The sequence below is a fragment of the Natrinema sp. CBA1119 genome (genome assembly GCF_002572525.1).
Lineage (GTDB): Archaea > Halobacteriota > Halobacteria > Halobacteriales > Natrialbaceae > Natrinema.
Map to the genome: position 1 here is coordinate 2095068 of NZ_PDBS01000001.1, position 22038 is coordinate 2117105.

The following is a 22038-nucleotide window of genomic DNA, read 5'->3' on the forward strand; positions in this document are numbered from 1 at the left end:
CTGACGAACCGCGGCGTAAAGCCGTGTGAGGTCTTCGCGAACTCCGTGAGCGAAGGCTCGTCAGAGCCTGCTCTGACGGTGGATGAGCGAACGCTAGTGAGCGAATCGGCTGGGGAGGGTGTGGAGATTCCCTGTTGCCATGATAGAAGGACGCTTCGTCTCCTATAACCCCATCAGAACCCATTGTTCCATTCACTGGGCAAGTGAACGACCCCCACTCTTATCGAACGATCGTCACGGGCACGGGGGCCTGTCGAGCGACCCGTTCCGCGACGCTGCCGAGCAGGACCCTCGAGAAGCCGGTCCGGCCGTGGCTGCCGACGACGATCAGGTCGATCGCGTTCTCCGTCGCGTAGTCGACGATGGCGTCCGCCGGTTGCCCGACGACGACCGCCGTGTCGATCGAACAGCCGTGATCGGCCGCGCGAGCTTCGGCGTCCGCGAGCAGTTCTTCCGCCTCCTCGCGCTGGCGCTCGAGCAGCGCCTCCGGCCCGAGGTGTGCGACCTCACCGTAGCCGCTGTCCGTCGGGTCGACGGCGTGGATGACCGTGATCTCGTCGTCGGCGTGTTCCGTACATGCGAACTCGAGTGCCGCCCACCCCGGCTCCGAGTCCTCGAGGGCGACTAACAGGTGCATACTGCATCGTACGGGGACGACCTACTTGAGTGCCATCATCACTCACACGCTGTGGGAGGCCGTTCGTCGGCTGGTCGCATCGAAAAACGGGTTGGCAACGCGGCTCGTTGCCTCACTCCGAATACCCCTCCTGCAGGAAGGCCCCCTCGGTCTCGTACATCGACACCAGTTCCTCGATGAGTTCCTCGTTCGATTGGCCGTCCTCGCAGTGGTTGTCGAGTCGCTCCTTCAGATCGTCGCTGATCTCGAGTGTCTGTGTCATGGGTAGTAGTGTGGTGGGGTTGTGTCGATCGGAGTATCGACGACCGGCGTCAACTAGTCCCGGGGCGCACGGGCAGCTTTCTCTGGCCGACATACGCAAGTAATATTTTACGCACCCGATCGGGCCGGCAGACGAATCGCTGAACCGGCACGGGACGGCCGTTCACTTACCCGGGTGGTCCTCGTAGCGACGGATATGACAGCACCGCTGACTGAGGATGACGTTGGAAAGACCGTCGTCGACGTCGAAGGCAAGGAACTCGGGATCGTCGCCAAAGTCGACGGGAGCAGGGCCGCCGTCGATCCCAACCCCAGCGTGGCAGAACAGGTATTCGCGTCGGTCGGCTGGGAGGGCGAGGACGACGAGGACTACGTCGTTACCGAGGATATGCTCGAGCGGGTCGACAACGAGGTCGTCCTGCGCGGTGAACTGTAGGTCCTCTCCCTCGAGTGACCGGTCGACCCCGAGCGGCGGGGCCTACTCGGCGGAGCGGTCGTCGAACGACTGTTCGCGCCAGGTCGTCCAGTCGTAGAGCCGCTCGAGTTCGCCGCCCTGCTGGCGGATCGCGACGGCGGTGTTGAAGAGGAAGGCGGCGACCAGCGTCGTTCCAACGATCCACGCGGCGTCGGCGAGCGCGCCGTACCCGTTCAGATAGCTCGTCACGAGGTCGATGAAGACGACCGCGGCGACGCAGACGATCGCCGGCAGTAGGTGTCGGGTCAGCGCGGCGAACGTCGTCCCCTCGTGGACGCTGACAGCGCGAACGCCGTAGAGCACCGCCCACGCGGAGGTGACGATCCAGCCCACGGCGACGACCAGCCGCGTCGAGGATCCCTCGACGAGGAAAGTCCCCCACCAGGCGGCGATGAAGCCGGCGACGACGACGTAGTCCGCCCACGCGGGTAACAGACGGGTACGATCGCCCGCGGCCGGCTGATCGTGATACATGGCGCGGATCGCCAGCGCCAGAAAGAGGATGAAAAAGAGGACTGCGCCGTCGACGAACCGGCGGATCCACGCGGGCTCCAGCAGTATCGAGGCGACGCCAGCGACGGCGTAGACGATCGCCGCCCCGATTCCGATCGTGAGATACCACTGTTCGGCGCGCGCCTCGACCGCGAGGACTTCTCTGACGTAGACGATCGCGTAGTACAGGAGTATCACCGCGGCGATTCCGATCGCGAGATACGCGAACAGTCGGCCGAACGCGACCGTCGTCGCCGGATCGCCGGCATCGAACGTGATCGATGAACGCGAGGTGAGCATGAATGCCTGTACCTGCCCACTGAACCGGCATAAGGATACCCTCGGTTACCGCCGTTCAGGAAGTCACGGGGAGGCTGGTGTGTCGCCTCGAGCCACGGGCTCACGAACGGCTCGTCGTCCTCGATCGATAGATCGTCTTCGAGACGGAACTGGGAACGAAAGAAAAGGGGAACTCGTCAGTGGGACTGCTCTCGATCACGGATCCTCGTCGTAGACGTCGGGGTTCTCCTCGCCCTGGACGTTGACGACGCCGAGGGCGCCGCGGTGAACGACCCGCGAGAGGGCGTGGTCGACGAGTTTGACCGGGCCGGGGACGGGGAACTCCATCTCGCCGGCGGTGGTGGTGCCCGGCGGGACGGGGGTCGTTTCGACGTTGTTAGCGGGTTCGCTCAGCAGGTCGCCATCGCGGTAGAGGTTGCTCCAGACGTTGCCGATCGGGTGGAACGAGCTCAGCAGGTTCGGACCGCCGTTGGCGAAGTAGACCCGGGCGGTCTCGCCGGTGTTGGCCTGCATGGGGCCGACGCCGTCGGCGGTGAAGCCGTAGGCCTGACCGTTGAAGACGACGTAGGTGGGCTCTTCGCGCATCATCGCGTCGTGATCGAACGCGTGGTGGCCTTCCTCGCCGACCTCGCCGGCGGTGTAGATCTCGTGCTGGCCGAGGTAGAACTCGTTGTCGACCTCGGGCAGGCCGTCCTCGGGTTCGACGAGGATCGAGCCGAACATGCCGCTACTGATGTGGTAGTCCATGGCCGGGACCGCACAGTGGTAGATGAACACGCCGGGGTACTCCGCGCGGAATTTGATCTGGGTCGGGTCATCATCGGGGCGATAGTCGTCGCGTCAGCACCGCCGCCCGGCCCGTAGACCGCGTGGAAGTCGACGTTGTGCATCGCCGTGTTCATGTCCTCGGGAACGTCGAAGGTGAGGTTGACCGTGTCACCCTGACGGACCCGAATCATCGGCCCCGGCACCTGCCCCTCGAAGGTCATGTAGTCGAAGGTGACGCCCGGTTCGATCTCCGCGGTCACTCGCTCGGTCTGGAGCGTCACGTCGTGCGTGCGGGGCTCGTTCCAGTCGACCGGGGCCGGAACGTCCGTCGGATCACGCGCGATCCGGTCGATGTCGACCGCTTTCGCCGCCTCCAGTCCGTCCTCATCCGCAGGTTCGCTGTTTTCCGCACCGTTCCCCTCCGTGTCGCTACCGAGACAGCCGGCCACTGCCAGCGCGCCGGTCGCTCCGATTGCCTGCACCATCTGCCGCCGGTTGAGTTGAGTTGCGGTCATTGTCCTACTTGGATATAGTGGTGGACATATGATCAACCATAACGACGGTTCCCGACGGATAGTAATCTGATCGCGGAAACCCCGTATATCGTGGGCAGTTAAGTACCCCTCCCGCCGAACGGAGCGGAAAAAGCGGGTTTCGAACGCTCGTTCCTCGTTCAGCGACGGCATGCGGTCCGCGACTCGAGAGCGACCGCCAGAACGAACCCGACGGCGATCCACAGTCGACCTATGGAACCGACCGATCTGCGCGAGATGATGCCGGCCCTCGAGTCGTCCGTCTACTGCAACTGGGGTGCCGGTGGGCCGAGCCCCCGCCGAGTCGTCGAGGCGGCCGAATCGGCGCTCGAGCACCACGAGTACGAGGCCCCCGCGGCGGCGGGGATGTATCCCGCAGCGTTCGAAGTCTACGACGAGGCGCGAGCGGCCGTCGCCGACCTGCTCGGAGCGTCGCTGGACGAGATCGCGCTCACGCAGAGCACGACCGACGGGATCAACCGCGTCGCGGGCGCGTTGAACTGGAACGAAGACGACGTCGTCGTTCGAACCGATCTCGAGCACTCCGCGGGGATCCTGCCGTGGCAGCGCCTCGAGCGCGAGGACGGCGTCGAGGTTCGCACGCTCGAGACAGAGGGCGGACGGCTCGACGGCGGTCTCGAGGCGGTGAGGGCAGCGGCCGAAGACGCGACGCTGTTCTGCGTGAGCTCGCTCACCTGGACCCACGGGACGCGGCTCCCGGTCGAAGCGATCGTCGAAGTCGCTCACGACGCCGGCGCGCTGGTGCTGGTCGACGCCGTTCAGTCGCCCGGGCAGGTTCCGGTCGACGTCCGCGAGTGGGGTGCCGACTTCGTCGTCGCCGCGGGTCACAAGTGGCTGCTCGCCCCCTTCGGTGCCGGCTTTCTGTTCGTCCGCGGCGGCGTCGAGGGGGATCTCGTCCCCGCAGCGATCGGCTACCGGAGCGTCGAGGATGCGAACGCGACCGACTATCGGTACGCGGCGGGCGCGCGGCGGTTCGAGGTCGGGACCGCGAGTCCGGCTCCCCACGCCGGGCTGACCGAAGCGATCGCGATCCTTGAGGAGATCGGGCTCGAGACGATCCAACGGCGAATCGAACGCCTCACCGATCGGCTCAAGGAGGGTGTTCCGGACGACCGACTACTGAGTCCGCGCTCCTACGAGTCCGGACTGGTGACGATCGCCGTCGACGACCCCGAGCGGACCGTCGAGCGACTCGCCGATCGAGAAATCGTCGTCAGGTCCCTCCCGAATCCGGACGCGATTCGCGCGTCCATCCACGCGTTCAACAGCCGAGCCGACGTGGACGCGCTGCTCGAGGCGCTCGAGTCCGAGTTCTGACGGCCGTCGGCTCCGGTTCAGTTGGCGGCCTGCCGTTCCTCGAGGACGGCTCGAACGTCGCCGTACCGCTCGAATCGATCGGCACCGATGTAGTCGATCGTGTCCTGCAGGTACTGGACAACCTGTTTGCCGATCTTGCGCTGGTCGTAGCCCTCGAACGGCTGTTCGTCGTAGAGGGGACCCGCTAGCAATCGATTGTCGACGTACTCCTCGATGCGCGGCTCGTAGACGTCCGCGACGATGTCCGGTTCGGCCTCGGCCAGTTGTTTCATGACCCAGCGCCCGTTCTCGATGTGTCGGGTCTCGTCCTGACGGACCTTCCCGATAGCCGTCTGGAACGACTCGAGGACGACGTCCCGGCCCATCTCTTCGGCTTTCAGTTCAATCATCTGGTCGAAGCTGAGGTAGCCGCCGCGGGCGAGTTGCGCCTCGACGATCCCCATGTAGTTCAGGTAGGCCTCGCCGAGCGCGTAGACGAGTTCGGTTCGGTCACCGCCGTTGATCGCCGCCAGCAGGTCGTCCGCAGTATCGTAGAGATCGTCCGTGCTGTACCCCTGCTCCTGATAGCCGCCCTCGCGGTACGGTGCCGTCTCCTGCGTGCCGAAGACCTCCTCGAAGTAGCGGCTGAAGAGGTCGGTGTGTTTGGCTTCCTCGTAGACCTGCTGGGCCAGAAACATCTCCTCTTGTACGGTGTCGAACGGCATCTCGTCGTTCGGCAGCGCGTCCAGCGCCATCATGTACGGCGCGAGCGTCCGCGTGACGTCCTCTTCGCCGTCGTAAAACCCCGAGCACGTCGCAAGGAACCGATGTTGTTCGGCCTCGGAGAATCGCTTCCAGTCGGCCCGGTCCCCCTCGAGGTCGTAGTCGTCGGGATCCCACGTCCCCTCTCGCTTGCCCTTTCGATAGAGTTCGTACGATTTCTCGCGCTCGCTGTAGTCGATTGTCATGTGTTGCCATCACAATACGATGACAAATGAACGTTCGGGTGGGTATCACGTATGACTAGTCACGAACGAGCAGTAGCACGGCGATCGATCTACTCCGTGTCCGCGCTATCGATCCACTATTCGGTCTCCGAATCGGCGGATGAAGCCGCTGCTTCGACCATCGTTTCCCGCTCGTCGAAGTACGCCGGCGCGTCTACGTCGGCCTCGAACTCGACGATACTGGTCAGGGCCTCTTGCCCGTTCGCCGCCTCGGAAGGGAGATCCTCGGCCAACTCGGTATAGCCAGCGGCCAGCTCCTGAAACGCCTGCATTCGGGCCTGTTTGGCCTCCACGAGGAGTTGCTTCTCCTCGAGTTTCTCCTGTAACTCCTCGATCGCCGCGACGTCGACCTCGCTCGTCGCCGGGACGTCCGCGGTCGACGGCGTTTCGGTCGCGGGCACCTCGTCCGGGAGGGTCTCGAGCCGCGATCGGATTTCGGCCATCTCGCGGTCGATCTCGTCGAGCAGTTCGTCGGCCTCTTCGCCCATCGTCTCGACGCGTCCCGAGAGCAGGCCGGCCTGGGTCCGGCAGTACTCGACGAACTCGTCGACCGCGAGCGCGTCCGCGGCGTCGTCGCTCATAGGTCCCCTTGGGGCTGCCGGCCGAAGTCACTTTGGTCCCGGTAGCCCGATTCCGGACTCGAGACCGGCGCACAGTGATTCCGGATTCGGAGGTGGACAGTCGACTCGGTATCACGGGGCCCAAGACGCGAAACAGACGGAGTTCGGAGACGATTGATCACGTTGCTCTCCGCTATAGTAGCCACTGAGACGATTTACACACTGATCGCTGCGCAGTCGTACGATCAGGTGTGCAGTGACTTATAAGAAGATAGCTGAAGAGGTGGTTTAGCGGGGCTGAACGCTATTTCTTGTGCGTGAAGATAACCGCCTGATCGTCCGCCGATCCCACGCACAAATCCAGCTGTTTCGAGAGGTTGAGGCTCGTCGGGTTTTCCTTGCAGACGATGAGGTCGTCGAACTGGGTGCCACAGGCCGGGCAAGAGATCGCCACCGTGTTCTGATAGCTCTTGATCGCCTGGTTTTCCTCGCGAAGCGTTACCGCAGCCACGAGTTCGTCGAAGTCGACGTCGTCCATACGTCCCCTTCTGGCTCAGTGTTCATAAAAATAGGAGAGAATCGAGACCCGGTTCCCGTTACGGATCGTCTGCTGATTGCGGTCGATTGACAATGCTTCCGAGACGTTCGAACACTGCTTGCTAATTAGTAGCACGGCATTGTGCTTTCAGACTCGTTAAGTCCTTCCGGCCACTGACTCAGATACAATGAATCTGGAACCGTCCCGACAGGACAGACAGTCCCGCTCTGCGATCGAACGATGAGCAAGGACACCATCGAAGTACGCGGTGCGGAGGAACACAACCTCAAGGATATCGATGTCTCGATCCCTCGAGAGGCCTTTACCGTCGTCACCGGTCTCTCGGGCTCGGGCAAGTCATCGCTCGCGTTCGAGACGGTCTACGCCGAAGGGCAGCGCCGATACATCGAGAGTCTCTCGGCCTATGCTCGAAACTTCCTCGGGCAGATGGACAAGCCACAGGTCGAGACCGTCGAGGGGCTCTCGCCGGCCATCTCGATCGATCAGAAGAACGCCGCGAACAACCCCCGTTCGACGGTGGGGACGGTCACGGAACTCCACGACTACCTGCGACTGCTCTACGCCCGCGTCGGCACCCCCCACTGTCCCGACTGCGGTCGCGAGGTCGGCGAACAGTCGGCCCAGAACATGGTCGAGCGCATCCTCGAGTTGCCCGAGGGAACCAAGCTCAAACTCGCGGCACCGGTCGTTCGCGACCAGAAGGGGGCCTTCGAGGACCTCTTCGAGGAACTCGTCGCGGAGGGGTACGCCCGCGTCGAGATCGACGGCGAGGAGTACGATCTCACGACGGCCGATCCCGACCTCGACGAGAACTTCGACCACACCGTCGACGTGATCGTCGACCGCGTGAAAGTCAGCGCCGAGGACCGCCCGCGCATCATCGACAGCGTCGAGACGGCGCTCGACGAGGCCGAGGGCGTCCTGAAAGTGATCCTGCCGGAGGCGTCCGCGGAAGTCGCCGCCGATCTCGGCGAGGAGGCTCGCCGGACCGGCGCGCTCGGCGAGGAGACCGAGGAGAACGACCGCTTCGTCGTCGAGTTCTCGAAGGACCTCGCCTGCACGCACTGCGGGATCGACATCCCCGAGATCGAGACCCGTTCGTTCTCCTTCAACTCGCCCCACGGCGCCTGTCCCGAGTGCGAGGGCCTGGGCGAGACCAAGGAGATCGACGAGGACCTCGTCCTGCAAGACGAGTCCAAGCCGCTCAAGCACGTCTTCGAGCCCTGGAGCTACAACCGGTCGTACTACCAGACCCGCCTCGACGCCGTCGCGGAGCACTTCGACGTCTCGCTGTCGACGCCCTTCGCGGACCTCGAGAAGGATATCCAGCAGGCGTTCCTCTACGGGACGGACGGCGAGGTGCTGTTCAAGCGGCGCACGAAAAACGGCACCCGCCGGAAGAAAAAGCGCTTCGAGGGCGTCATCCCCAACCTCGAGCGCCGGTACCTCGAGACCGACTCCGACTCGACGCGGGAGCACATCGAGGACTACATGTCGGCCACGGCGTGTCCGGCCTGCGACGGCACCCGGCTGAAGCCCGCGAGTCGCGCCGTGCTGGTCGACGACAGTTCGATCACCGAGATCAACGCGATGAGCATCGGCGACGCCCGCGAGCACTTCGAGTCGATGGAAGCCGACCTCACCGAGCGCGAGAAGGTGATCGCCGAGGAGATCCTCAAGGAGATCCGGGCGCGGCTCGGGTTCATGTGCGAGGTCGGCCTCGACTACATCACGCTCGACCGCGAGGCCTCGACGCTCTCCGGCGGTGAGAGCCAGCGCATCCGGCTGGCCACGCAGATCGGCTCCGGACTCGTCGGCGTCCTCTACGTCCTCGACGAGCCCTCGATCGGGCTCCACCAGCGGGACAACGACCGGCTGCTGGACACGCTTGAGGAACTGCGCGACCTCGGCAACACCCTGCTCGTGGTCGAACACGACGAGGAGACGATGCGGCGGGCGGACGCCGTCATCGACATGGGGCCCGGCCCCGGCAAGCGCGGCGGCGAGGTCGTCGCCAACGGCGACGTCGAGGAGGTCAAAGCGACCGAAGGATCGATTACCGGCGACTATCTCTCGGGCAAGCGCCAGATTCCAGTTCCCGACGAGCGCCGGGATCCCGACGGTGCGCTGACGATCCGCGGCGCGCGCCAGCACAATCTCAAGGATCTCGACGTAGACATCCCGCTGGGGTGCTTCACCGCCATTACCGGCGTTTCGGGCTCCGGGAAGTCCACCCTGATGCACGACGTGTTCTACAAGGGGCTCGCTCGCCAGATGAACGACAACACGAGCGTGATTCCCGGGGAGCACGACGCCCTCGAGGGGCTCGAGGAGATCGAAACCGTGCGCCTGATCGACCAGTCGCCAATCGGCCGCACGCCGCGCTCCAATCCCGCGACGTACACCAGCGTCTTCGACTACGTCCGGGAGCTGTTCGCCTCGACGTCGCTCTCGAAACAGCGGGGCTACGAGAAGGGACGCTTCTCCTTCAACGTCAAGGGCGGCCGCTGCGAGGAGTGCGGTGGGCAGGGGACGGTGAAGATCGAGATGAACTTCCTGAGCGACGTCTACGTCCCCTGCGAGGAGTGCGACGGCGCGCGCTACAACGACGCCACGCTGGATGTCACCTACAAGGGCAAGACCATCGCCGATGTCCTCGAGATGGAAGTCGAGGAGGCCGCCGACTTCTTCGAGTCCAACTCCCAGATCCGCCGGCGACTCGAACTGCTGCAGGACGTCGGCCTCGGCTACATGACGCTCGGTCAGCCCTCCACCACCCTCTCGGGCGGCGAGGCCCAACGGGTCAAGCTCGCCGAAGAGTTGGGGAAGAAGGACTCGGGCGAGACCCTGTACCTGCTGGACGAGCCGACGACCGGCCTCCACTCGGCGGACGAGCGCAAACTCATCGACGTGCTCCACCGGCTGACCGACAACGGCAACACCATCGCCGTCATCGAGCACGAACTCGACCTCGTGAAGAACGCGGACCACGTCATCGATCTCGGCCCGGAGGGGGGCGAGAACGGCGGCGAAATCGTCGCGACCGGCACGCCGGAGGACGTGGCTCGCCTCGAGGACTCCCACACCGGTCGCTATCTGCGGGACCTGCTGCCGAAAGTGGATCTCGACGGGCCGCGCGGCGAGCGCGTCGAACCAGTGAGCGCGCCGCTGGACGACGACTGATCGGCGGGCCGAATCGCGTCTCGAGGCGACGGCAAAACCCGTCGGCCGGTACCGGTGCGATCCGAATCGTTAACGGCGGGAGCCGACGACTATCGTCGCATGAACAGGCGAAAGGCGATTATTCGTCGCGGGCTCACCGGCGGCGGCGTCGCGACGCTCCTCCTGGCCGCCAGTTTCGTCGCCGTGTTGGGCGTGCCGACGACCCCCTCGCTACTCCTGCTCGTCTCGTGGCTCGTCGTCGTCGGTAGTGCGATGGTCGTCGCCGGACGCCGAGAACGGGTGTCGATCGGGTCGACCACCCTCGACTGGCCTCGCGTCGCCGCGATCGCCATCGCGTTGCTGGCAGTCGGGTGGGCCGCGGTCAGCGTCGCGGGCCTCCTCGCAGGCGAGACCATCACCGGTCTCGGCCCGCTCGAGGCCGTTCTCACGGTCGGCGTAGTCGGTTACTTCGCGTGGTTCGCCCGCGAGTGCTGGGTCGGCGGCGCGTCCATCGACGACGAGACGTTCGTCGTCGACTGATACCGACGGACGGTAACAGTGACCGCTCGAGCGCTCGCACCCGGTGCCGGATCGGGTGCGCTCTCTCGCTCGCGGGAGCACTGGTCGCAATGCCGTACCGGCGCTTTTCAGCGACGCCGTTGTCGGTGCCGGCATGAGCGCGCGCGATCGGTCGCTGTCGACGACCGCCGACGGTGAGGAGAGCCAGTTGACCTACGAAACGGTGACCGAGTCGCCGATCAAGCGTTGGGCGCTGCTCGACGGCGACCGGCTGGTGATCGCCGGCGCGCTGTCGTTCGGGCTGTACGTCGCCGTCGTCGCGCTGTTTCTCGGCGACCTGTTTCCGGTGAACGACGCGGGAACCGTGGTCACGCTCTACGGGTCGCTCGTCGGCGGGACGCTCCCCTTTATCACGATCGTCCTGGCGATCAACCAGCTGGTGCTGTCCCAGGAACTGGGCTGGACGCCGGATCTCAGGGCTCGGTTCGAGGGGATGACCGACTTCCAGCGAGACGTCGAGGAAGTGACGAACTCGGGCGTCAGTCCGGCGTCGCCGGCCGCCTTCCTGAATCGAATCGTCACCGCGACCGTCGATCGTGCCCGGCAACTGCCCGACGCGCTCGCGAACGACGCCGACCCCGACAAGCGGGCGGAACTCGAGCGGTTCATCGCCGCCCTCGAGTCGGACGGCGAAACGGTTTCCGACGCGCTCGAAGACGCCGAATTCGGCACGTTCGAGGCGCTGTCGGCGGTACTGGGCCACCACCAGGGAAATTACTACCACGCAGCGCGGACCTTCCGAGACGAGTGGGGCGATGCCTTCGACGAGACGGAACCGCTCGAGGAACTGATCGAACTGCTCGGCTTCCTCGCGATCGCTCGGCAGACGTTCAAGACGCTGTACGTCCAGCACGAACTCGCCGTCCTCTCGCGGATGCTCCTGTACGTCGGGTTTCCGACGCTGGTCGGCGGGGGCTTGCTCGTGCTCTCGTACTCGCGGCTGGCCGACGCGATCTCGAGTCCGTGGCTCCTGTTGGCGATCGCCGCCGGCGGCGTCGTGCTCGTCTTCCTCCCGTTCATGGTCCTGTTGAGCTACGCGCTTCGGATCGCCACGATCGCTGCACGGACTGCCGATTTTGGCCCCTTTGTCCCGCGCTCCTCGAACTAATTCCCGTTACTACTCGCGTCTCGCGTCCGTTCGCTGGTACCCTGATGGATCCGGCCGAGGACGAAATCGGCCGCGGATGAAACCGGCCGCGGATGGAACCGGCCGGGAGTACAGCCAAGGGAGCGGCCGAACAACGACTACATATGCCAGAGGAACCCACACCTCGAGAGAAGCCGACGCCGGGCGAGGAGGATCGGACGGACTCGTTCGATCTCGAGCACTCCGAGCGCGTCCGGGTGGGCGTTACGCGCGGCGAAACCGACCTCGAGATCGGTCCGCCGCGGGACTATCCGGATCGAGCCGACGTGTCGGTACGGCCCGAATCGACGGACGGGAACCGCGTCGTTCTCAGTATCGACGCGATGGCGGGCGACCACGGAACGGGTCACGCGGACATCGAGCTGACGCCGGCGGAAGCCCGGACGCTCCGGGATCGACTCGACGAAATCGTCCGCTGGATCGCCGAAGATAATACTTCGGCCGACACCGATCTCGAGGCGAGTGACGACACTGACCTCGAGGCGGGCGACGACGCCGACTCAGTCCCTCGATAGCGGACGGAATCTTCGGTTCCGCCTCCCCTCTCGCTATCCGGACGGAGCGGGGCCGTTCGCGGGACTAGTACAATGCTTGCCACATCTCATACAATGACTGCTGCATCTCATTATATTATTTTTATGTTACTGATTAGTATTACTGGATCAGAAGTAGTACATTAATAAGGGGCTGAGTATCACGACAATTCGTGATACAACGTGGCGACGGATGACTTCAAGTTGATTCGCGAAACGGTGGGGCCTGGGGCGGCGATCGCGTTACTGATCGGGACGGCGCTGGGAATGAGCATCTTCCTCGTTCCCACGCAGATGGCCGCGGCGGCCGGCCCGAGCGTGACGATCGCCATCCTCGTCTCGATCGTTCCGATGGCGCTCGGCGTGTTGCAACTGTTACAACTCGGCGGGGCGATCCCCGTCGCGGGGGGTGCCTACGTCTACGGCTCGCGCCTGGTCGGCCCCTACTGGGGCTTTCTCAACATTATGCTCCCGGTGGTCGCCGTCTGGGCCTACCTGCTGTTCGCCGCGCTCGGCTTCGCCCAGTACCTGCCCTTCCTCCTCGAGGTCGTCGGGGTCGGACTGGGTGTCAACACCGTGGTCGCGGTGGTCGGGATTCTCGCCCTGTTCTTGCTGCTCAACTACGTCGGCATCCAGATAGCCGCGCGGGTCCAGATCGGACTCGTCGCCGTGTTGATCGCCGGTATGCTGACGTTCATCGTCGGCGGACTCCTGTCGTTCGATGTCGGCAACTTCGATCCGATGTTCCCCGCGGGGGAGGGCGAACCGTTCGAAGAGGGGCTGGCACCGTTCTTCCTCGCGATCGTGTTACTGTACATCCCCTACCAGGGATTCGCGATGATCATCGAGATCGGCGAGGAACTCGAGAATCCCGTCAAGAACATCCCGCGCGTGCTCGCGATCGGGATGTCGTTCGTCGCGGTGCTCTCGGTCGGTATCGTCGTCGCGCTCGTCGGCGGGGCCTCGTGGCGGGCGGCCGTTGGCGAGGACGGCGAGGCGGTCGACGGCGCGCTCGCGGCCGTCGCGGGTGAGTTCGGCACGCTGCCGGACGCGGCGATCGCGTTCATCGCCGTCGCGGCGCTGATCGCGGCCGCGACGACCATCAACACGCTGTACACGTCCTACTCGCGGACGGTCATGCGCGCCTCGCGCGACAAACTGCTCCCCGGGTTCTTCGCGGGGATCCACGACCGATTCGACACCCCTCACCGAGCGGTGATCTTCATGGGCGTTCCGCCCCTGATCGCGGCGCCGTTCGTCGACGTCTTCGACGAGCTGACCGGCCCCGCGTTCCTCGACTGGCTGGTCGTCCTCATCGTCACCGGCATCTTCCTCTCCTTTATGATCGGCGGCGTCGCACTGTGGAACCTCCCGTCGGTGTTCCCGCGGCGCTACGCTGACTCGATCTACAAGCTCCCGTTGCCGGTGCTCAAGGCGGTCGCTGTGGGGAACGTCGTCGTTTCCTTCGTGTTCATGCTGCTCGTCGCGGCGAGTGCGCCCTCGGCGCTGCTCGTCATGTTCGTCCTCCTGATCGTCGCCTCGCTCGGGTACCGCTATCGGGTCCGATCGGCGGCCACCAACGGGGTCGATCTCCGCGAGGAGATGTCGTTGCTACACACCCACGAAGAAGCCGGGAGCACTCCCGGTACCGCCGACAACTAGTCGGTTACTGGGTTCCGTTCAGCCGAAAACTGGCAGTTCGGTCCGGACTCGACCGGCCCGGGCCGATCCCGTCGGTCCCGAGGCGCTGCTCCCTCGAGCCACCGATATCGAATCCACCTGTTCGGAACGGGTCGGCCGATCACTCCGGACTGGGCGACTGCACGCGCGAGACGTACCCCGCCAGGTCCGTCGTCGTGACCATGCCGATGACGCCTTCCTCCTCGTCGACGACGGGGATGTGGTGGAAGTCGTGCTCGACCATCACGTCCGCGGCGTCGCGGATACTGTCCTGGGCCGACGCCGTGACGACGCCCGTGCTCATGTACTCCGAGACCGGCGTCCGATCCTTCGGCTGGCGCTCGGCGACGATTCGCACGAAGTCCGTGGTCGTCAGGATCCCCTCGAGCTGGTTTTCGTCGTCGACGACGACGACCGACCCGATTCCGTTGTCGAGCATCGTGTTGGCAGCATCCTCGACGAGCGTGTCCGGAGCCACCGTCCGTACCGACGTGGACATGACTCGAGCGACGAAAATATCGTCCATGCGGGACAGTACTCGGTACTCACTATAATGATTGTCGGAGCGGATTCGGGCGGACCCGGAGCGGCGGACGACGATCGGAATCGCAGCGGCGATACCCACAGCGAAGCGATCGCACGTTCGATCCGGCCGAACGGGCGGGTGAGAAGCGTCGTCGCGACGCTGTCGTGAAGCCCGCCGCCGCGCTGATGCCGTAATTTAAATAGGAACTCCGTCATACTCGGTGACGTACCGACTGATGGCCCCCGCGTCGCCCACTCTCGATGGATCGTGTACGCTCCTTCCCGCACCCGGGCCCAGTACCGACGTGCTCGCAGCGATCGCTGCGGAGTACGCGACGCTCGCCGCCGAGTACGGGCCTCGAAACGTCCTGGTCCTGAAGCGGCATCCGGCGGGGCTCGAGTCCCTGACCGAGGCGCTCGCCGATGTCGACCTTTGGGAGGCAGACGGCGGTCCCCATTCTCCCCGCGTCGAGTCGCTCCCGGAACACGCCTCGAAGACCATCGAGGAGTACGATCCGACGCTGTCCCGCCTCGAGTACGAGGAGCGGATCGAGCTCATCTCGCTGGTGATCGACGGCGCGAGCCGATCGGTCCCCGACTATCTCCAGCGCGCCGCCGCCCACGAGAGCTTCGCACGCGATGTCGGGCAACTGCTGCTCGAGGCGACTCGCCAACGTATCCGACTCGACGACCTCGACGATCCCCACGACTGTCTCGCCTTTCTGTACGCGATGAACGACCGATTTCACACCGAGATCGACGACCGGGGGTACGTCGAACGGGCCGACGTGATCCCGCAGGCCGTCGAGCGACTCGAGGCGAACGCGGACGGACTCCGGACGCGAGTCACCGGCTCGTTCGACGCCGTTCTCGCCGTCGAGTTCGAGGAGTATCGCCGACTCGATCGGCGGTACCTCGCGGCGCTTACACGCAATGCGGATCTCGTCTGTGTCGGCGAACGACACGCCAGCGTCGAACGGACGCGCGTCGAACCGGGCCGCATCGACGAGATCGCGACCGACGCGGGACTCGCGGTCGAGACGCTCGAGCCCGAAACAGTGCGTGATGGGGATACCGACACCGAGCCGCCACACCAGCCGATCGCGCGATTTCTCGCCACGGGCGACTCTCCGGTTCGATCTGCCGCCGTCGGCGACGGAGCGGGGCCACCGGACGCAGACTCGGCGGACGCGGACCCGGCAGAGACGGACTCGAGAGGCCGAGCGCGACGCATCCGTACCGGAACCGTCCGCGAGCAGCTCCGGGCGGTCGCGACCGAGATCCAGTCGCTTCGCGACCGCCACGGCTGGTCCTACGACGAGTTCGCCGTCGCCGTTCCGCGGATCGAACGGGTCCCCGAGACCAGGCGGCGGCTCCGCGACGCCGGCGTCCCGACCGCGACGATCGGTACCCCCTCGCTCGCGGAGGATCCCGCGGTGAACGAGCTCTACGCGGTCGTCACCTGCCAGTGCGAACGGGAGCGCGACGGCAACGGGCTCGAGCGGATCGACCCCGCCGAGCCGACGCGGGACGCGAGCGATCCACGAGCGGTCTCGCTGGACCGCCTCCGCGCTCGAGTACCCGGATTTTCGCCAGATTTGCTCGCGGAAACCGCCGGTGTGAGCGTTCGTCACTCGCTCGAGCGATGGATCCGCCGCACCGACCTCAAGGGGCGGATCGCTCGCGAGGAGGCGTGGGTCGACGCCCGGGAGCAGTACGAGGGGGTCCGTCGCGTCCTGGAGATCGCCGACTTCGTCGAGGAGACGGACCTCGTCGGGCCGGACTGGCAGGGCCTGCGCCGGATGCTCCGGCGGACGATCCGGTACGACGCGCCCTACGTCCACGCGGTCGAGACGCGGCCGCCGACCGGCGGCGTGACCGTCTGCGCCGTCGGCGACCTGAAGTACGACTCGCGCGAGGCGGTCTTCCTGCTCGACCTGATCGACGAGACCTACCCGGGTGAGCAGTTCCTCACACAGCTGTTCCCGACGGCGTGGCTCCGGGAAATGCCGGCCTATCCCGCGGTGACGAATCCGTCCCTCGAGTCGATCGCAAACACGTTCGCGACGGTCGACGGTCGGAGGACGACAGCGTCGTCTTCCGCAGCCCAGCGGAACGCAAAGCGTTCTGCGGACGCAGCTGATGTCGGCGACCCGTTCGAGACCTACCACGCCCAGCGGTCCCGGCGGCGGCTCGCGCTCGGCGCCCGTGCCGCCGACCGCGCCCTCTACTGCTGTTCCTACGAGCGCGGCGCCGGCGGCCTGCGCCGGAGCTACGACGAGTCGCGCTACCTGCAACTGATCGACGCGACGCCCGGACTCGAACTCGAGGACGTCGACGCCGCCGCCGACGCGGCGATCCACGGCGAGACGAACGCCCTCGAGGCGCTGCTCGCCCAGCCCCGCGGCGAACTCGAGCGCGTGCTCCGGGAGGTCAGCACCGGCGGCGAGGCCGATCTCGGCGAGACCGAGGCGCTGTTCGAGGAGATCGCGGTGGTGCTCGAGGAGGGAGAGATCGACCCCGAACTTGCCGAAGCGGTCCGCTCGCAGTTCGAGTTCGCCGCGGGCGAGGTGGTCCGAAATGACTGATACCGACGCCACCGCCGATGCTGACTCCGACGCCGACGATGACGCCAACCCCGCCGCCAACACCGACGACGCCGACACCGCGACAGCCCCTCCCTCGCTGTCGGTCGACGGCCTCCGGACCACCCTGCACTGCCCTCGCCGATATGAGTTCGCACACGTCCATGGCCTCGAGGGCAGCGACGACGACCGCACCGTCGAAGACCGCGTTTCCCTCCTGCGAAGCGCTCTCTGCGACGCGCTCCGAAGCGGCGAGACGGAACGGGAGCCACTCGAGAGCGCCGCCCGGGATCGACTCTCGGCTCGCTGGAACGAGTACGACGAGCGCTTTCACTCCGTCGCCCAGCGCCGTCACGAACGGCGGGTGCTCGAGGCGACGCTTTCGGCGTACCTCGAGCGCGTCGGGGTCGACCACGCCACGGGGATCGCGCGACTGGACGCCGAGGCCGCCCGCGGTGAACTGATCGGACCGGGGCTCCCGCTCTCGAGTACGATCGAGCTATCGACGCGGACGGCCGACTCGGACGCGGTGACGATCGACACCGCGGTGGACTACGTCTACGGCGACGGCTCGTCGATCGTCGGCGTCCGGTTCGTCCCGACGCTCGCACCCCTGGGCCTCCTGCGCTACCGATCCGACTGGGCGGGCGACGTCGAGGATCTCTTTACCGAGCACTTCGACACCGAATCGGCGACGTTCGAACCGGATCCCGTCGGCGCGCTCTTCGAGACCGCCGTCGTCCTTGACGGGCTCCGCGACCTCCGCGACCGGCTCGAACTCGGCGACCGAACCTGCCGATACGTCCAGATCCCGCTGGCCGATCGGTCGGGAACGGCGGTGAACTGGGTCCGCGAGACGGTCGAAACGAATCTCGAGATCGTCGATCTAACTGATGTCTACGTCGATCACCATACCTTCGGAATGACTCACGAGCATCGAAACGGGACCGTCGACGATCGACTCGCAGCGGTCGCTACAAGCCTGCTATCGGGACCGTTCGATCCGTCCGATCGGTGGGACCGGATCGCGGACAACTCCTGTCCGGACTGTGAGTACACCGTCTGCTGTCAGGAGTACATCGCGGCGGAGGTGCGCTTCGATGGATAACGAATCACCGAAGGGCGGCGGTGAAGAACGGGCCCTCGATCCGGGGGCCGGTCCGACTGAGGACGATCTCGAGACTGCGGCTATCTCCGGCCTCGCGTCCGCCGCAGCCCTCGAGCCCAGGGGTAACCAGGAGGCGGTCATCGACAGCCGCGCGGCTTGTACCTCCGTCGACGCGGGGGCCGGCACCGGGAAGACGACGACGATGCTCGTCCGGATCGAGCGCGCCATCGAACGGGGCGATGTCGATCCCGACGACGTGCTCGTGTTGACCTTCGCGAACGAGGCCGCCGCGAGCATCCGCGCGGCGGTCTCCGAGCGACTCGAGCCCGACACCGCGGCGGCGATCGACGTCTACACCTACCACTCCTTCTGTTACCGGCTCGTCCGCGAGTACGCCTACTACCTGGGCTACTCGCCCGAGTTCGACGTCGTCACCGAGCGCACGCGACGGCGACTCATCGGTCGGCTGCTCGCCGAAAACGACTACGGTTTCGCGGCCGCTTCGGGGCGCAACGACGGCTCGCCGACCGATCTCACGGACGCGGTCGACCGGTTCATTCAGGCGATGAGCCAGGAGAACATCACGCCCGAGCAACTGCAGTCGGGACTGCCGCCGGTGCGCACCCTCGAGCTGTGCAACGAGTTCGTCCTCTGGCTTGAGCGGACCGCCGGCGAGGAGCTGTCCTTCGACAACGAGGCGCTTCGCTACTTCAATCGGGACGAGCATTGCGAGGCGGCCCGGGAGTCGCTGATCGACTACGGCAAACTCGTCTCGTATTGCCGGGAGAAGATCGCGGAAGCGCCGGCGGCCTTCCGCGACGACGACTTCGTTCGCGACGTCGATCGCTACCTTCGGGTGCTCCAGCAGTGCGTGACGAACACGATCGAGGCGCTCTCGCTGGACGACACGACGACGAAACACCTGCCGCGGGCGCTGTTCGGTAACCGGATCTGGGGGACGGCCACGAGCCGGATCGAACAGACCCCCTTCGGTCGCCTGAAACACTACGTCGAGTTCCTCCGGCTGGCCCGCCACTACGCCGATGTCTACGCGGAGTATCACGACGCCCTCGAGACCGAGCGGGTGCTGGACTTCGACGAGCTGGTTCGGACGGCTACTGGCTTACTGGACGACACGGCAATTGCCGACGAAATCACCGGCCAGTGGACGCAGGTCTACTGCGACGAGTTTCAGGACACCGACGCGACTCAGTTTTCCCTCCTCACCGAACTCACGGACGGCCCGGACCGGCCGGACCTGCTCGCGATCGGCGACAAGGATCAGGCGATCTACGGCTGGCGGGGCACCGACCGCGAGGGACTCGACCGGCTGGCCGACGCCTACGACGACCACGAGGCGATCGAACTCGAGCTCAACTTCCGCTCCCGCCAAGAAATTCTGGACCTGACCAACGCCTGCGAGTACGGGCCCCAGTCCTCGAAGACGCTCCGGGAGGACGGCCGGACGCCCGGCACCTACGACGAGGACGAACCTCCGGACCGCGTCGTCAAAGTCGAGAGCGATCGGGTTCCCCAGTCGACGCCCGAACAGGTCGCGACGACGGTCTCTCGGCTGCTCAACGGCGAGGCCGCGAACGTCCCCCGGCGCTCGCTGGGCGATCTCGCGGTCATCGTCCGGACCAACCGCCACGCGCAGGCGGTCGCGGACGAGCTCCGGGAGCTGCGGATCCCCTACGAGATCTCGGGCTCGCCCCGTGGCGAGGTCTCGCCCGGCATCGAGACGGTGCTGTCGTACCTCCGTGTCCTGGTCGAGCCGGACGCGGACGCCCACCTCCGGCGCGTGCTCCTCTACCGGTACCGGCTCACGGCGGCCGACCTGGCGACGCTGCAACGGCGAGACGGATCGCTGTCCGACGCCGTGATGGACGCCGATATCGAAGCGCTCGAGCTCGAGCACCCCGATCGAATCGAGCGGGTCCGAGAGCACCTCGAGGAACTCGAGCGGTTCCGAGATATCTATCCGCTCTCCGGGTTCGTCCGCCGGTTCCGGGAACTCACTCGGATCGAGTGGTTCTGTACGAGCGAGGAGCGGGCGGCGTTCGATCGCATCGAGCGATTCGTCGAGGCCTACGACTCCGACGGGGTCGTCCAGTCGCTGTCGACCGAGTTCGTCGACGCGCTCGCCGCGACGCTTCGCGGCGGCGGGAGCGATCGAACTCGCGGGAGCCGGTCCGCGGACAGCGTCGACGTGATGACGGTTCACCAGGCCAAGGGCCTCGAGTTCGACACCGTCCTCGCCCCCTACCTCACGGACGAGGAGTGGTGCGTCGACGGCGACTACGTCGAGCGGGCCCGATATCGGCTGCTGGCCGCGGCGCTCGACGCCGACGTCGATTCGCCCCTGCTCGCCGACCTCGCCGCCGAGCGGGTCGGCGAGGAGTGGCGCGTCCTCCACGTCGCGCTCACCCGAGCCGAGAACCACCTGTTCCTGTTCGGCTCCGAGTACGAGTACGACGGCGACGAGGACGAACTCGCCGCCTCGACGGCCGAGGCCTGTCTCGCGAGCGACATCGAGTGGTCGGTGACCGGCCAGCGGATGGATCTCTGGTCGTCGCTGACCGAGAGTTTCGAGCGAGTCCGAGAGACCTACCCCGAAACCGTGGTCGACCGAACCGACGAGATCGCTGCCTCGGCCGGCGAGAGTCCCGGAACGATCACGTACTACGCCGACTACGACGACCGACCCGTCGAACCGCTCGAGACTCGAGCGGCGATCGAGACCGTCCATCGATTGGGCCGACAGCTCCGCGATGGCACGCTGTTGCCGGCAGCCGACGCGGCCAGCTATGGTGGAAACCTCGGTGAAGACGGGTCAGACGAGGGGTCGCAGCTCCGCGTGCCCAGCGGTCGCCGGCCGTCCGCGCTGACGACCGACACCGTCCGCTTCCCGGTCGAGACGCTCGCGTCGGCGACCGAACTGCCGGTCGCGATGCGACACAGCTACTCCGCGATGGACACCCACGAGACCTGCCCCCGGAAACACTACCTCGATCACGCGGTTCGTGCGTTCGACGATCCGCTCGCGGCAGCCGAAATCGGTGATGCGGGTTCGTCGGAGGCCGGCGGCGAGGTAATCTCGCCGACCGAGACGAACGGCGGACCGCCCGCAGCGGCCGACGACTCGGCGTCGCGGCTCGTCGGCACCGTCTTCCACGACGTCGCCGAGGAGGCATTCCACCGCGAGTACCGAACCCGCGAGGCGTGGCGCGACGCCGCCGTTAGACAGCTCACCGCGCGGAACCTGCTCGAGCACCGCGAGGCCGTCCTCGCCTGCGTCGATCGGTACTTCGAGGCGGGTGTCCCGAAATTCGACCGGCCGATCGCCGAGTGGGAACCGCTGGCCGCGGAGCTCCCCTTCTCGCTCGAGGACGTCGCCGGCGTGACGGGTGACGTGGTCGGCTACGTCGACTCGATCCGGCGGCTGCCCGACGGCGGCCTCGCCGTCCTCGACTACAAGGCCACCGCCGAGCGGATCGCTCCCGACGACGCCGTTCAGCTGTCGCTCTACCGCCGTGCCTGCGCGGACCGGTTCGACGAACCGATCGCGGCGGCGGGCTACGTCTACGTTGGCGACCTCGACGGGGACGACGGTCCCCGCGTGGACCTCCTCGAGCCCGCTGATCTCCCGCCGTGGGAGGCGGTCCGGGAGACGCTCGAGTCGGTCGACGAGCCGTCGTTCGCGGAGACGACGCCGGGCGAGCACTGTCGGCACTGTCCGCACCGGTCGCTGGGCTGTGGACCGGACGAGTACACGCCCGAGACCGATGGAGTGGGTGACGACTGAGTCGA

Annotated in this window: 17 protein-coding genes and 1 pseudogene; 10 read left to right on the forward strand and 8 right to left on the reverse strand. The window is 66.0% G+C overall.

Annotated elements, in window-relative coordinates; translation table 11 throughout:
- Positions 1 to 220 precede the first annotated feature (220 nt).
- Positions 221 to 637 carry a universal stress protein gene (locus CP556_RS10290; RefSeq protein ID WP_098725536.1) on the reverse strand — a complete coding sequence of 139 codons (417 nt, stop codon included), beginning with the start codon at positions 635 to 637 and terminating at the stop codon, positions 221 to 223.
- 112 nt (positions 638 to 749) lie between these two features.
- Positions 750 to 899: a DUF7557 family protein gene (locus CP556_RS25935; RefSeq protein ID WP_176548167.1), complete on the reverse strand. Its 150-nt coding sequence runs from the start codon at positions 897 to 899 to the stop codon at positions 750 to 752.
- 195 nt (positions 900 to 1094) lie between these two features.
- Here CP556_RS25935 and CP556_RS10295 point away from each other — a divergent pair, with 195 nt between their 5' ends.
- The gene (locus CP556_RS10295; RefSeq protein WP_098727360.1) at positions 1095 to 1334 is read left to right on the forward strand and encodes a hypothetical protein; all 240 of its coding nucleotides are present in this window, start codon (positions 1095 to 1097) and stop codon (positions 1332 to 1334) included.
- A gap of 42 nt (positions 1335 to 1376) precedes the next feature.
- On the opposite strand, the gene CP556_RS10300 is transcribed toward CP556_RS10295, so the two are convergent.
- Both CP556_RS10300 and nirK read right to left on the reverse strand, forming a co-directional pair.
- Positions 1377 to 2165 (reverse strand): hypothetical protein, encoded by a 789-nt coding sequence (locus tag CP556_RS10300; RefSeq protein WP_098725537.1) that lies wholly within the window; start codon positions 2163 to 2165, stop codon positions 1377 to 1379.
- A gap of 195 nt (positions 2166 to 2360) precedes the next feature.
- A pseudogene (gene nirK / locus CP556_RS10305) lies at positions 2361 to 3448 on the reverse strand (copper-containing nitrite reductase).
- A gap of 231 nt (positions 3449 to 3679) precedes the next feature.
- Here nirK and CP556_RS10310 point away from each other — a divergent pair.
- Positions 3680 to 4804: an aminotransferase class V-fold PLP-dependent enzyme gene (locus CP556_RS10310; protein WP_098725538.1), complete on the forward strand. Its 1125-nt coding sequence runs from the start codon at positions 3680 to 3682 to the stop codon at positions 4802 to 4804.
- 17 nt (positions 4805 to 4821) lie between these two features.
- On the opposite strand, the gene CP556_RS10315 is transcribed toward CP556_RS10310, so the two are convergent.
- From CP556_RS10315 to CP556_RS10325, 3 genes are all read right to left on the reverse strand, one after another.
- The gene (locus CP556_RS10315; protein WP_098725539.1) at positions 4822 to 5751 is read right to left on the reverse strand and encodes a ferritin family protein; all 930 of its coding nucleotides are present in this window, start codon (positions 5749 to 5751) and stop codon (positions 4822 to 4824) included.
- A gap of 116 nt (positions 5752 to 5867) precedes the next feature.
- Positions 5868 to 6371: a hypothetical protein gene (locus CP556_RS10320; RefSeq protein WP_098725540.1), complete on the reverse strand. Its 504-nt coding sequence runs from the start codon at positions 6369 to 6371 to the stop codon at positions 5868 to 5870.
- 283 nt (positions 6372 to 6654) lie between these two features.
- On the reverse strand, positions 6655 to 6888 hold the full coding sequence (locus CP556_RS10325; RefSeq protein WP_098725541.1) for a DUF7385 family protein: 234 nt from the start codon (positions 6886 to 6888) through the stop codon (positions 6655 to 6657).
- Between the two features lie 240 nt (positions 6889 to 7128).
- Between CP556_RS10325 and uvrA the strand changes: the two genes are divergently transcribed.
- The 5 genes from uvrA to CP556_RS10350 all read left to right on the forward strand — a co-directional run bounded on the left by uvrA (position 7129) and on the right by CP556_RS10350 (position 13992).
- The gene (uvrA, locus tag CP556_RS10330) at positions 7129 to 10092 is read left to right on the forward strand and encodes an excinuclease ABC subunit UvrA (protein WP_098725542.1); all 2964 of its coding nucleotides are present in this window, start codon (positions 7129 to 7131) and stop codon (positions 10090 to 10092) included.
- A 99-nt stretch (positions 10093 to 10191) separates the two neighbouring features.
- The gene (locus tag CP556_RS10335) at positions 10192 to 10611 is read left to right on the forward strand and encodes a DUF7994 family protein (RefSeq protein WP_098725543.1); all 420 of its coding nucleotides are present in this window, start codon (positions 10192 to 10194) and stop codon (positions 10609 to 10611) included.
- Positions 10612 to 10744: 133 nt separating this feature from the next.
- Positions 10745 to 11758 (forward strand): DUF7972 family membrane protein, encoded by a 1014-nt coding sequence (locus CP556_RS10340; RefSeq protein WP_098725544.1) that lies wholly within the window; start codon positions 10745 to 10747, stop codon positions 11756 to 11758.
- 143 nt (positions 11759 to 11901) lie between these two features.
- Positions 11902 to 12312: a hypothetical protein gene (locus CP556_RS10345; RefSeq protein WP_098725545.1), complete on the forward strand. Its 411-nt coding sequence runs from the start codon at positions 11902 to 11904 to the stop codon at positions 12310 to 12312.
- Between the two features lie 201 nt (positions 12313 to 12513).
- Positions 12514 to 13992, forward strand: a complete 1479-nt coding sequence (locus CP556_RS10350; RefSeq protein ID WP_098725546.1) for an APC family permease — start codon at positions 12514 to 12516, stop codon at positions 13990 to 13992.
- A gap of 139 nt (positions 13993 to 14131) precedes the next feature.
- On the opposite strand, the gene CP556_RS10355 is transcribed toward CP556_RS10350, so the two are convergent.
- The gene (locus tag CP556_RS10355) at positions 14132 to 14536 is read right to left on the reverse strand and encodes a CBS domain-containing protein (RefSeq protein ID WP_098725547.1); all 405 of its coding nucleotides are present in this window, start codon (positions 14534 to 14536) and stop codon (positions 14132 to 14134) included.
- Positions 14537 to 14771: 235 nt separating this feature from the next.
- Between CP556_RS10355 and CP556_RS10360 the strand changes: the two genes are divergently transcribed.
- From CP556_RS10360 to CP556_RS10370, 3 genes are read left to right on the forward strand one after another with little or no spacing between them, the layout of a single operon-like run.
- On the forward strand, positions 14772 to 17123 hold the full coding sequence (locus tag CP556_RS10360; RefSeq protein ID WP_098725548.1) for a hypothetical protein: 2352 nt from the start codon (positions 14772 to 14774) through the stop codon (positions 17121 to 17123).
- Positions 17116 to 18228, forward strand: coding sequence for a PD-(D/E)XK nuclease family protein (locus CP556_RS10365; RefSeq protein ID WP_255291442.1), 1113 nt, complete (start codon positions 17116 to 17118; stop codon positions 18226 to 18228). The genes CP556_RS10360 and CP556_RS10365 overlap by 8 nt, the downstream gene beginning before the upstream one ends.
- Complete coding sequence (locus CP556_RS10370; RefSeq protein WP_098725549.1) at positions 18221 to 22033, forward strand: ATP-dependent DNA helicase; 3813 nt, start codon at positions 18221 to 18223, stop codon at positions 22031 to 22033. The genes CP556_RS10365 and CP556_RS10370 overlap by 8 nt, the downstream gene beginning before the upstream one ends.
- The last annotated feature ends 5 nt before the right edge of the window (positions 22034 to 22038 follow it).